The organism is Streptomyces sp. CT34 (assembly GCF_000805335.1).
GTDB lineage: Bacteria > Actinomycetota > Actinomycetes > Streptomycetales > Streptomycetaceae > Streptomyces.
The window spans coordinates 6,061,850-6,072,445 of record NZ_KN708638.1 but is presented as its reverse complement, the minus strand read 5'-3'; the positions used below and the strand labels follow the sequence as shown (position 1 = coordinate 6,072,445).

The following is a 10,596-nucleotide window of genomic DNA, read 5'->3' as shown; positions in this document are numbered from 1 at the left end:
CGCCGGCCTGGTCGCGGTGGCCGCCACGATCGTCCTCATCCCCGGCTCCCCCCTCGGCCTGCTCACCACCGGCGTGCAGACCCTCGCCGGAGTGCTGCTGCCCTCCGCCACCGTCTTCCTGCTGCTGCTCTGCAACGACAAGGCCGTCCTGGGCCCCTGGGTCAACGGCCCCAAGACCAACGCCTTCACCGCCGCGGTGGTCGGAGTCCTGGTCACCCTCTCCATCATCCTGACCGCCTCGGTCCTCTTCCCCGACATCAACTCCACCGCGATCCTCGACATCATGGCCGCCTGCGGCGTCCTCGGAGTCCTCGCAGCCGGATACGCCTTCACCCGCCGCCGCACCGGCACCAAGGAAGACCCGATCGACCGCACCGGCAAGGAGAGTTGGCGGATGCCCCCACTGGACACGCTCACCACACCGGTCATGTCCACCGCACGCAAGCTCGGCATGGGCGCCCTACGCACCTACCTGCTCATCGCGATGGTCCTGGTCGTCGTCAAGATCGTCCAGGTCGCGCTCGCGCAGTGAGCGCGCACACCGCAGCCGCCGAACCCAAGGAGCAGAACCATGCCCGTGCGCTACCCCAGGGCCATCGCACTCCGCACCCTCTGCCCCCGACCCCGGTCCCCTGCCGCGCCCCCGACCCGGGGCGGCCTCACGGTCGACCGCGACCTGCGGACCGCCGCGGTCGACGGGCGGCCCCTCAAGCTGACGTATCTGGAGTTCGAGCTCCTGGCACACCTGACCGCGCATCCCCGGCAGGTGTACAGCCGCAAGCAGCTGATGGTCCAGGTGTGGCGACAGCCCGCGGTCGGCGACATACGGACCGTGGACGTCCATATCGCCCGGCTGCGGCGGAAGATCGGCCCGGCACACCGCGCGGCCATTGCCACCGTGCGCCAGGTCGGGTATCTCTACGATCCTGCACGGGTTTCTTGACCTGTGCTGGACCGTCCTCACAGGTTCACCGGGTACACCGGAGTGACCGCGGGACGGAAGGAGGTGCGGTATGGGCACTGCCCGGCGCCGCCCACCCGGCCCGTACACCCGGTTCCCACCGGGGCCCGGCACCGCCTCTCCGCTGGTCGGAGGGGTCGGCCGACGGGCGCGGGAGGAGGGCGGCTCGTGGTCGGGTACCTTTTCAGGCCGGACTCCACACTTGCTAGATTGCGCAATTAAGCAGTCAACATAGCAACCGGCTCGGCGCGTCCAGCGTCTTTCCCGCCGGAATCGCCATCTTCTGCCGCCGGGCAGAAGGCACACGCGACCGACACGTCGGTCGGCCGTATGAGGGATGCGAATGACAGGTCAGCGCACCGAGACCCCTAACGGGTACGACGACCTGGCGCGAGACCCGGGACAGGCGTCACGCCAGGTCCCGGGCCCACGACGCCGGGGGACGCAGCGCCCGGGACCGGATGACGGCCGGTACTCCGGCCGGGCCGGCCACGACGGCGCCCGTTCGTCGCGTGCGGACAGAGCGGCCAGACAGGGCCGCGGGGGCAGAGCGGCTCTGGTGGCGCTGGGCCTGGCGGTCGTGGGTGCACTGGCCGACATGGCGATCACCTCACGGCCGGGATGGGTGTTCGCGATCGCCGCGGCGATCGGGGCCGCCCTGGCGGCGAAGGCGTGCACGCGCCCGGGCGCGTGGTGGCTGATATCTGCTCCCCCGCTGGTTGTGGCGGTGATCACAGTGGCCTGTGAGCAGGTCGCGGGGACCACCACCGCGCAGGGCAAGGGACTGACCACCGCGGCGGTGCGCTGGGCCGTGGACGGCTTCCCCGCCATGGCGGCGGCGGAGATCGTGCTGATCGTCGTGCTGGTGGTACGGCTCGTCGGGACCAGGCGGCAAAGCGGGCGGAACGGGAGCAGGAGGAACAGCGGTGCGTGACGAGCAGAATCCGTACGGGCGGAGTCCGTACGGGTCGAGCCCCTACGGGCGGGAGCCCGAGGAGCACGGTGGAACGGGCGGCCGGGCCGCCCGGCGCCAGTCGGCCGGCGGTACGGGACGCCGCGGACCGCGGCGCTCGCCGCTCGTCGTCGTGGGACGGACCGCGCTCGCGCTCTCCTCGGGGCTCATCCTGCTGGCGAGCGGGGTGTCCTGGGCGGCGTACAACTGGGTGAGCAGCGGGCTGAACACCTCCGACGCGCTCAGCGCCATCGGCGGCAAGAACGCGCCCAAGCACCTGGACAACTCGGTCAACCTGCTGCTGATCGGCCTGGATTCCCGCAAGGACATGAACGGCAACGACTTGCCGCGGGAGTTCGTCAAGGACCAGCTGCACGCCGGCTCCAGCGACATCGGGTACTACAACACCAACACCCTGATCCTGATGCACATTCCCGCGGACGGCGGGAAGGTCACCGCGTTCTCCGTCCCGCGCGACGACTATGTGCAGACGCTCAACGGCGACGGCAGCTCCCAGGGGCACTTCAAGATCAAGGAGGCGTACGGCAACGCCTACACGGTCGCCCACGACAAGCTCTCCGCCCAGGGCCTCAAGGGCGCCGACCTGGAGGCCAAGAGCCGGGAGGCCGGCCGGGAGGCGACGCTGGCGACCGTCCAGAACCTGCTCCAGGTGCCGATCGACCACTTCGCCGAGGTCAACCTGCTGGGCTTCTACGACATCGCCAAGGTGCTCCAGCCGATCGAGGTGTGCCTGAAGCACCCGGTCAAGGACCGGTACTCCGGTGCCGACTTCGGCGCGGGTCACCAGCAGCTCAACCCCAAGCAGGCGCTGGCGTTCGTGCGGCAGCGGCACGGCCTCGACAACGGTGACCTGGACCGCACCCACCGCCAGCAGGCGTTCATCTCGTCGGTGACCCACAAGCTGAAGAGCCAGGGGGTGTTCGGCGACCTGGGCAAGCTCCAGGGGCTGTTCGACGTGGTGAAGAAGGACCTGGTCATCGACAGCAAATTCGATGTCCTGGACTTCGCGCAGCAGGCCACCAACCTCACGGGCGGGAACGTCGAGTTCCACACCCTGCCCATCGCCGGCTTCGGCACCCGCAACCGCGAGTCCGTGAACCTCGTCGACGTCCCGAAGATCCAGGCCATCGTGCAGTCGATGATCGGCGGCAAGTCCGGGTCCTCCGGCAACTCGAGCAGCTCGGACGGCGGCAAGTCGTCCCCGTCGACGAAGGCCGCGCCGGCCACCGTCGACGTCCTCAACGGTTCCGGCAAGACCGGCGGCGCGGCCGAGGAGCTCAAGGCGCTGACCGGCATGGGCTACACGGCCGGCAAGGCGACCAACTTCGCACCCCGGCAGAAGACCACCGTGGTCTACGGGGCGGGCGCCCAGGAGGCCGGGCAGCAGATCGCCTCGAAGCTGGGTACGGGCTCGGCCGTCTCCTCGTCGGCCGTCCCCGCCGGACACGTCCATGTCGTCCTCGGCAAGGACTACACCGGGCCGCCCGCGAGCGGCTCGGACAGCTCCTCCGGGGGCTCCGGCAGCTCCGACGACAGCAAGGGCTCGGGCGGCGCGCCGTCCCCGGTCCCGTCGAACGCCTTCGCGGGCGACTCCGTCAAGGAGGGCGGCATCCCCTGCGTCAACTGACGCATCGGTGCGGCCGGTGGGGCGGGCGGGTGTCTGCCGTTCCACCGGCCGCGGCGCAGGCCCCATCCGACGTGCGCATCAGACGTCCACACCGACGTCCGTGTCTGACGTTGCAGCAGTTCGTGACCCCTTTGATCCGCGATGGGGGCAGACGTCCGGCCGCGGCCGGAGGGCCGTACGGCGCGGCGCCTAGACTGGGCGGTCCGGGGGCCATGACACGGGGAGAGTCGCAGTGGTGAAGAGCGTCGAACGCATGGGCGGGGGTGCCCAGTCCACGGCCGATCCGTCCGCCGAGGTGCTGGCCGAGGCGGCGGCGATGTTCGGTCTGCTGGCCTCTCCCCCGCGTCTGCACATCGTGTGGGCACTGGCCCAGGGCGAGAGCGACGTCAGCGGGCTGGCCGAGCGGGTGGGCGGCGCGCTGCCGGCGGTGAGCCAGCACCTGTCCAAGCTGAAGCTGGCCGGACTGGTGCGCTCGCGCCGCGAGGGCCGGCGGGTGGTCTACCTCGTCGACGACCCTGACGTGGTGGCGGTGGTCCGGCTCCTGTTCCGGCAGCTGGCCGCCCGCCCGGGGCAGCAAGCGCCGCCCCGTCTGCGGCACATCGGCGCCTGAGATACGCCTATAGGGCCCGCTACGGACGGCCGTCAGGTCGCGTCGGTGTCGAAGGGCGGGCGGTCCCCGTGGGGCGCGTCCGCGCGGTCGCCCTTGCGGAGGTCCACCCGGTCCGGGGCGGCGCCGGTGTCGCGCGCACCGCGCCCGGCCGCGGCCGGCTCCTCCAGGAGGTCCGCCTCGCGCCGCAGGTCGAGGGCGTCGCGGAGCTCGCCGAGACCGAGGCCGTCGCCCTGGAGCAGCTGCTTGCGGACGAAGTTCCTGGGATGCAGGTCCTCGAACTCGAAGTCCTTGAATTCCGGGCCGAGTTCGGAGCGCACTTCCTGTTTCGCGTTCTCCGAGTACTCCCGTACCTTGCGCAGGAACCCGGTGACGTTACGGATGAACTCCGGCAGTTTGTCCGGGCCGAAGAGCACCACCCCGATCAGGCCGATGACGAGCAGATCGGCGGTGCTCATACCGAAGAACATCCTGCCGCTCCCTGACCGTTCCCGTCGCGCCCGCCGCGCGCCGCCTGCCGTTGCCCGCCCGCGCCGCCCACCTACCTGCCCGTAAGACATTTTAGTGGTTGCGCAATCATGGAACCACGGAGGGGTTCCCCCTCGTTGTCAGGAACGACAGCACACAGGCACCGGACTGGTGGAGGGTTTTTCATGGGTGTGACCCTGTCCAAGGGCGGCAATGTCTCGCTCAGCAAGGAGGCCCCGGGCCTCAGCGCCGTGACGGTCGGCCTGGGTTGGGCCGTCCGCACCACCACGGGCGCGGATTACGACCTGGACGCCTCCGCACTGCTCTGCGCGCAGTCGGGCAAGGTCGTCTCCGACCGGCACTTCGTCTTCTTCAACAACCTCAGCAGCCCGGACGGTTCCGTGGTGCACTCCGGCGACAACCTCACCGGCGGCAGCCACGGCGACGACGAGCAGATCGAGATCAACCTCAGCTCGGTCCCGGCCGAGGTCGCCAAGATCGTCTTCCCGGTCTCCATCTACGAGGCCGAACAGCGCGGCCAGAGCTTCGGCCAGGTGCGCAACGCCTTCATCCGGGTGGTCAACCACGCCAACGGCCAGGAGATAGCCCGCTACGACCTCACGGAGGACGCGTCCACGGAGACCGCCATGGTGTTCGGCGAGGTCTACCGCCACGGCGCGGAGTGGAAGTTCCGCGCGATCGGCCAGGGCTACGCCTCGGGCCTGCGCGGGATCGCCCAGGACTTCGGGGTGAACGTCGGCTGAGGCACGGCAGTGCGCCCGGCCCGCCGGACGGCGCCGGCCGGTTGCCCGTACCTGAGAGAGTGAGGTATGGCAGATTCCCGGGTGCGGTGGCGATGGCTCGTCCTGCCGGGCGTCGCCCTGGCCGTATGGGCCATGGTGCACACCGACGGTGGTTCCCCCCGGGGCGGCGCACCGGCCCCCGCTGCGACGCCGACCGCCGCACAGTCGCAGCCGCCCGGCGGCGGTCCGACCACGGCGCGGCCCGGCCCGGCGTACGACCCGGCGGACTGCGCGGCTGCGGTGCGCAGGTACGCGGACCGGGCCGGCGTGGCACCGCGGCTGGTGATGGCGATCCTCTACAACGAGGCGTACAAGCCGCACGATCCCGCCTTCGAGCGCGCCTGGCAGCGGTACAAGGCCGACGCCGCCTTCGGTGTAGCGAACATGCACCGGGCCACCTTCGACGAGGTCAAGCGGGGGCGCGACTTCGCCGGCCGGAAGTGGGACGAACTGCCCGACGACCGGAATCTCGCCATCGAGGCGGCGGCGTGGTACCTGCACGATCTGGCCGGGCAGCTGCCGGCCCACCGGTCCGCCTCGTACTCGCGGGACGAGTTGCTGGCACTCGGGTACAACGCCGGGGCGGGCAACATGCGGGCGTTCGCCCGCGGTGTGCCGCCGGGGAGCCAGGCGCGGTCCTATCTGGACCGGCTGCACGACAACTGGGGGAAGGCGGATAGGGCCGTCGCGCCGTGACGGCGGCCCGGATGAGGGGGCGGCGCCCGTATGTCCCGGCCCAGGGCCCGCGGCAGCCGCCCGGCCGCGTAGGCAGTGCGCCAAAACAGGGTGGCGGCGATCGTCTGATGTGGCCTCAGCTGCATACTTTAGGCATTGCGCAAGGCGGGGAACCCTGCCGTTTTCCCTCGCGTTGTAGCCGACGGACGCCGGAAGCCGGGACAGTGGAGGAGGAAGCTCATGGGCGTGGCCCTGACCAAGGGTGGCAATGTGTCGCTCAGCAAGCAGGCCCCCGGTCTGACCGCCGTGAAGGTGGGGCTGGGCTGGCAGGTGGGCACCGCCGCCGGGGTCGACCACGACCTGGACGCCAGCGCGCTGCTGTGCGACGCCTCCGGCAGGGTCCTCTCGGACCGGCACTTCGTCTTCTTCAACAACCTCAGCCCCGACGGTTCGGTGCGGCACTCCGGCAACGGCCCGGCCGGCGGCGATGACAACGAGCAGATCGAGGTCCGCCTCCCCTCGGTCCCGCCCGAGGTCGCCAGGATCGTCTTCCCGGTCTCCCTCTACGAGGCCGAGCAGCGCCGGCACAACTTCGGCCAGCTCCGCAGCGCCTATATCCGGGTGCTCGACCAGGACAGCGGCACCGAGCTCGCCCGCTACGACCTGGCCGGCGAGGCCGCCACGGAGACCGCCATGATCTTCGGCGAGCTCTACCGCCACGGCGCGGACTGGAAGTTCCGCGCCATCGGCCAGGGCTACGCCTCCGGGCTCGCCGGCATCGCGCAGGACTTCGGCGTCGACGTCCTGCGCCCCGCCCCGGCGGCCGGACCCGGCGCCGCGCATCCCCCAGCTTCCGGACAGTCCGCCTCTGCTGCAACGCCCACGCCCACCGTGGCGTCCCTTCCTGTGGCGTCCGCCGCCGGCGCGGAGCCGTCCGGATCCGGCCTCACCGCCGCCTCATCACCGCAATCGACAGGAAGTTCCGACATGACCTGCTTCTTCGACCCCAACCACGGCCCGGGGATGACGCCCGTGATGTGGTCCCCGCAGTGGGGCGTGGCCCGCCAGATCCAGACCTGCGGCGGCTGCGCGCAGCGGATCCAGACCACCACGCCGCCGTTCTACACCCCGGCCCAGGCGGGCTACCCGCAGTCGGCGCAGCAGGGCTACCCCCAGCAGGCCCCGCAGGGGTACCCGCAGCAGGGCGGCCCCCAGCAGGGCGGCCGGCGCTTCGGCACCGGCGCGCTCCTCGGCGCCGGTGCGGCCGGCCTGGTGGGCGGTGCGCTGCTCAACGAAGCCTTCAGCGACGACGAGCCCCAGGTCGAGGTCGTCAACAACTACATCTACGAGGGCGACGAGTACGGCGACGAGTACGAGTGACCCGCCGGTCCGCGTGACCGTTCCTCCGGCGCCCGGCCCCGCCCCTCGGCGGGCGGCCGGGCGCCGGCGCGTTCCGGGTGGCCGCGCCGGGCCGGCCGCTCACCGAGGGGTTGGCGGGCGGCGGTGCGGCCGGTCCGTCGCCGCGCTGCCGAGAACGCTGCCGAGAACGGCGGCCAGGGCGGTGGCGAAGGCGGGTGCGCGGGTTCTGCGAGGGGCATGAGTCGGCTCCAGGAGTCGGAAACGGCATGCACGAAACGGGAGCGCGGCCGGGACGGCGCACACGCGGGGCACGAGGACCGGGCACGAGGACGGGGCACGAGCGCTGCGGCCGGAACGATGGCGTGCGAGGCCGAAGCGGGAGGGCGATAGGTGCGAAAAAGGGCGAATTGCCGCCGAGTCGGCAGTCCATCGGACGACTCGGCGCGGAGGCGATCCGCGCGAGGTCCACGAAGAGGCGTCTGCCGAGCGGTCGTTGGACCGTCACGTGCCGCATCGCAGCACGCGCGCCGGCAACCCGCAATCCCCGTACCACCGCTGGAGACGCCCCGGAGCTGCCGGAAGACCGTCAACCGCATGCCGTGAGGATCCCGCCCTCGGAGGGCAGCGGGCCGCGGGCCCGTGCCGGCGGAGGAATTCAGCCCTACGGTCAGGCCATGGCCGAAAACGTAAGCCCCTCATCGACTCTCCTGGCGCGCGCCGAGCGCTTCGTCTGGCTGACCGCCCGGGTGCTGGAGCAGCGGCTCTTCGCGTACCACTTCCTCGGCGGCGCAGCGGACCCGGTCGAGACCGCGCTCGCCGCCTACCGCAACGACGACGACGGCTTCGGCCACGCCCTGGAGCCCGATCTGCGCGGTCCGGTGAGCCAGCCGCTGCACACCGCGCACGCGCTGAAGGTCCTCGACCGCATCGGGCGCTGCGACGGCCGCCAGGTGGAGCGGATCTGCCGCTATCTGACCCGGATCTCGACGCCGGAGGGAGCGCTGCCGGCGGTGCATCCCTCGTTGCGCGGCTACCCGGCCGCGCCGTGGATCCCGGTGGTGGACGATCCGCCGAGCGCGCTGCTGGCGACCGGCCCGGTGGTGGGGGTGCTGCACCGCAACCAGGTGTGGCACGCCTGGCTGTTCCGGGCCACGGACTACTGCTGGGCGGCCGTGGAGTCCCTGGAGGAGACCCACCCCTACGAGGCCGAGGCGGCACTGGCCTTCCTGAACGGCGCCCCGGACCGGCCCCGGGCAGCGGCGGCGGCGCGGCGGCTGGGCCGGATCGTCCGGGAGCAGGGCCTGGTCCTGCTGGATCCGGAGCGGGCGGCGGAAGTCCCGGTCGCGGCCGGGTACGCCCCCGGGGAGCACCACCTCGCGTACCACTTCGCACCCTCGCCCGACTCGCTGGCCCGCGGCTGGTTCACCGACAAGGAGATGGACGTGGCGCTGGACCACCTCGTCTCCCTCCAGGAGGACGACGGCGGCTGGCCCGTCAACTGGCGGGCGTGGGCGCCCGGTACGGCCCTGGAGGGCCGCCCGATGGTGACGCTGGAGGCGCTGCACACCCTCCGGGCGTACGGGCGGCCGATGGCCTGAGGCGCCGGGGCCGCACCGGGGGCGGTCACCCGCCGAGCGCCCGCACTCCTGCGGTCACCGCGACCGCCACACCGACGACGAGCAGGAACGGCGCCCGCAGGACGAGCGCGACGGCCGCCGCGGCCACCCCGGCGGCCCTGGCGTCGAGCATCAGGTGCTGCCCGTCGCTGAAGGTCTCCTGGGCGGTGAGGGCGGCCAGCAGCGCCACCGGGAGCAGCGCGGCCAGCCGCCGCACCAGCGGGCGTTCCAGGACGCCGGCGGGCGCCGACAGGCCGAGGAACTTGACCAGGTAGCAGCCGGCGGCGGTGACGCCGATCGCGATCCAGACGTTCATGCCCGATCCTCCCCGGTGGTGCGGTGGTGCGCGGTGTCGCGTCCCCCGGTGGCCGCGCGCCCGCGCCACCCCTGGACGGCGAGGACGGCGGGCGCGGCGAGCGCCGCCAGCAGCACCGGCACGCCCGCGGGCAGCACCGGGAGCGTCGCCATCAGCAGCAGGACGGCGAGGCCGGCCGCGGCCCGCTCGACGGCGGTCTTCAGCATCGGCGCGAGCAGCGCCAGGAAGACCGCGGGGGCGGCCCCGTCCAGGCCCCAGGCGGCGGTGTCACCGAGCGCCTCGGCCCCCAGGGCGCCGCCGAGGGTGGTGAGGTTCCACAGGACGTAGAGGGTCAGTCCGGTGACGGTGAAGCCGAGCCGGGCGCGGTGCCGGTCGGGCTGGGCGAGGGCGACGGCCGAGGTCTCGTCGATGACCCAGTGGGCGGCGAGCGGCCGGAACGCGCCCCGGTAGCCGAGGAGAGCGGACAGCCGCAGCCCGTAGAAGGCGTTGCGGACGCCGAGGAAGAACGCCCCGGCGGCGGCGGTGAGCGGGTTGCCGCCCGCGGCGAGCGCGCCGACCAGTGCGAACTGCGAGGCTCCGGTGAAGACCAGCAGGCTCAGCGCGCAGGTCTGCCAGACGCCGAGCCCGGCGCCGGTGGAGGTCACCCCGAAGGCGAAGCCGGAGAGCCCGACGGCGACGCCGACTCCCAACGCGTCCCTGATGACGGCGGAGTCGGGCCGGTCCGCGCCCGGCCGGGACGGCGGCGCGGCCGGCTCCTTGGCGGGTCCCGCCACCGCCCCTGCTGCCGCTGCCGTCCCGGATTCCCCCGCGGTCCCGGATTGCCCCGCCGTCCCCGCGGGTGCCGCCCGTTCCCGATCTTCTGTCTGCGCTGTCTGCTCTGCCTGGTCTGCCACGCCCCGGACCCTAAGAGGACGCGTCCGGGGCGGTCTTGTACGTTCTTGCACCCGCGGACGCGACGCTCCCGTAGACGCGAAGCTCCCGCGGGCGCGACGCTCCCGTAGACACGACACTCCCGCCCCGTATGCGCGCGACCGCGGATGACCCGCTCCTCCCCCACCATCGCCAGGACCTCCCGACCGCCCCCGTAGGCGCGCGACCGCGCCTCGGTCACACGGGGATGCCGCCGTCCGGCCGGTCCGCCGCCGCACGCTCCCGGCGGTAGGCGCCCGGTGGGACCCCGACGATCCGGGT

At 72.5% G+C, this 10,596-nt stretch carries 10 protein-coding genes and 2 pseudogenes; 9 read left to right on the top strand and 3 right to left on the bottom strand.

Features of this window, described 5'->3' with window-relative positions; genetic code table 11:
• The 5 genes and pseudogenes from RZ84_RS41740 to RZ84_RS26535 all read left to right on the top strand — a co-directional run.
• Positions 1-532 (top strand): annotated as a pseudogene (locus RZ84_RS41740) (manganese transporter); the annotation flags it as partial.
• A gap of 126 nt (positions 533-658) precedes the next feature.
• Positions 659-943 (top strand): annotated as a pseudogene (locus RZ84_RS26550) (winged helix-turn-helix domain-containing protein); the annotation flags it as partial.
• 355 nt (positions 944-1,298) lie between these two features.
• The gene (locus tag RZ84_RS42520) at positions 1,299-1,895 is read left to right on the top strand and encodes a DUF6542 domain-containing protein (RefSeq protein WP_347232790.1); all 597 of its coding nucleotides are present in this window, start codon (positions 1,299-1,301) and stop codon (positions 1,893-1,895) included.
• Positions 1,888-3,561: an LCP family protein gene (locus tag RZ84_RS26540; RefSeq protein ID WP_052230166.1), complete on the top strand. Its 1,674-nt coding sequence runs from the start codon at positions 1,888-1,890 to the stop codon at positions 3,559-3,561. The genes RZ84_RS42520 and RZ84_RS26540 overlap by 8 nt, the downstream gene beginning before the upstream one ends.
• A 253-nt stretch (positions 3,562-3,814) precedes the next feature.
• Complete coding sequence (locus RZ84_RS26535) at positions 3,815-4,171, top strand: ArsR/SmtB family transcription factor (RefSeq protein ID WP_043270895.1); 357 nt, start codon at positions 3,815-3,817, stop codon at positions 4,169-4,171.
• Positions 4,172-4,203: 32 nt separating this feature from the next.
• Here the strand turns inward: RZ84_RS26535 and RZ84_RS26530 are convergent, their stop codons facing one another.
• Entirely contained in the window at positions 4,204-4,638 is a 435-nt protein-coding gene (locus RZ84_RS26530; protein WP_043266407.1) for a sec-independent translocase, read from the bottom strand.
• 183 nt (positions 4,639-4,821) lie between these two features.
• On the opposite strand from RZ84_RS26530, the gene RZ84_RS26525 reads away from it, so the two are divergent.
• From RZ84_RS26525 to RZ84_RS26510, 4 genes are all read left to right on the top strand, one after another.
• Positions 4,822-5,400, top strand: a complete 579-nt coding sequence (locus tag RZ84_RS26525; RefSeq protein ID WP_043266406.1) for a TerD family protein — start codon at positions 4,822-4,824, stop codon at positions 5,398-5,400.
• A gap of 66 nt (positions 5,401-5,466) precedes the next feature.
• A complete protein-coding gene (locus tag RZ84_RS26520; protein WP_043266405.1) occupies positions 5,467-6,135 on the top strand; it encodes a transglycosylase SLT domain-containing protein in 669 nt (222 codons plus the stop codon).
• Positions 6,136-6,354: 219 nt separating this feature from the next.
• Positions 6,355-7,494 carry a TerD family protein gene (locus RZ84_RS42385; protein WP_043266404.1) on the top strand — a complete coding sequence of 380 codons (1,140 nt, stop codon included), beginning with the start codon at positions 6,355-6,357 and terminating at the stop codon, positions 7,492-7,494.
• Between the two features lie 653 nt (positions 7,495-8,147).
• Positions 8,148-9,071, top strand: coding sequence for a hypothetical protein (locus tag RZ84_RS26510; protein ID WP_043266403.1), 924 nt, complete (start codon positions 8,148-8,150; stop codon positions 9,069-9,071).
• Positions 9,072-9,096: 25 nt separating this feature from the next.
• Here RZ84_RS26510 and RZ84_RS26505 read toward each other — a convergent pair whose 3' ends face one another.
• Positions 9,097-9,405: an AzlD domain-containing protein gene (locus RZ84_RS26505; protein WP_043266402.1), complete on the bottom strand. Its 309-nt coding sequence runs from the start codon at positions 9,403-9,405 to the stop codon at positions 9,097-9,099.
• Positions 9,402-10,178, bottom strand: a complete 777-nt coding sequence (locus RZ84_RS26500) for an AzlC family ABC transporter permease (protein ID WP_052230165.1) — start codon at positions 10,176-10,178, stop codon at positions 9,402-9,404. The genes RZ84_RS26505 and RZ84_RS26500 overlap by 4 nt, the downstream gene beginning before the upstream one ends.
• Positions 10,179-10,596: the final 418 nt, after the last annotated feature.

Coding starts and splice junctions, on each gene's coding strand:
- RZ84_RS42520 (WP_347232790.1), top strand. CDS start 1,299: ATGCGAATGACAGGTCAGCGCACCGAGACCCCTAACGGGTACGACGAC.
- RZ84_RS26535 (WP_043270895.1), top strand. CDS start 3,815: ATGGGCGGGGGTGCCCAGTCCACGGCCGATCCGTCCGCCGAGGTGCTG.
- RZ84_RS26530 (WP_043266407.1), bottom strand. CDS start 4,638: ATGTTCTTCGGTATGAGCACCGCCGATCTGCTCGTCATCGGCCTGATC.
- RZ84_RS26525 (WP_043266406.1), top strand. CDS start 4,822: ATGGGTGTGACCCTGTCCAAGGGCGGCAATGTCTCGCTCAGCAAGGAG.
- RZ84_RS26520 (WP_043266405.1), top strand. CDS start 5,467: ATGGCAGATTCCCGGGTGCGGTGGCGATGGCTCGTCCTGCCGGGCGTC.
- RZ84_RS42385 (WP_043266404.1), top strand. CDS start 6,355: ATGGGCGTGGCCCTGACCAAGGGTGGCAATGTGTCGCTCAGCAAGCAG.
- RZ84_RS26510 (WP_043266403.1), top strand. CDS start 8,148: ATGGCCGAAAACGTAAGCCCCTCATCGACTCTCCTGGCGCGCGCCGAG.
- RZ84_RS26505 (WP_043266402.1), bottom strand. CDS start 9,405: ATGAACGTCTGGATCGCGATCGGCGTCACCGCCGCCGGCTGCTACCTG.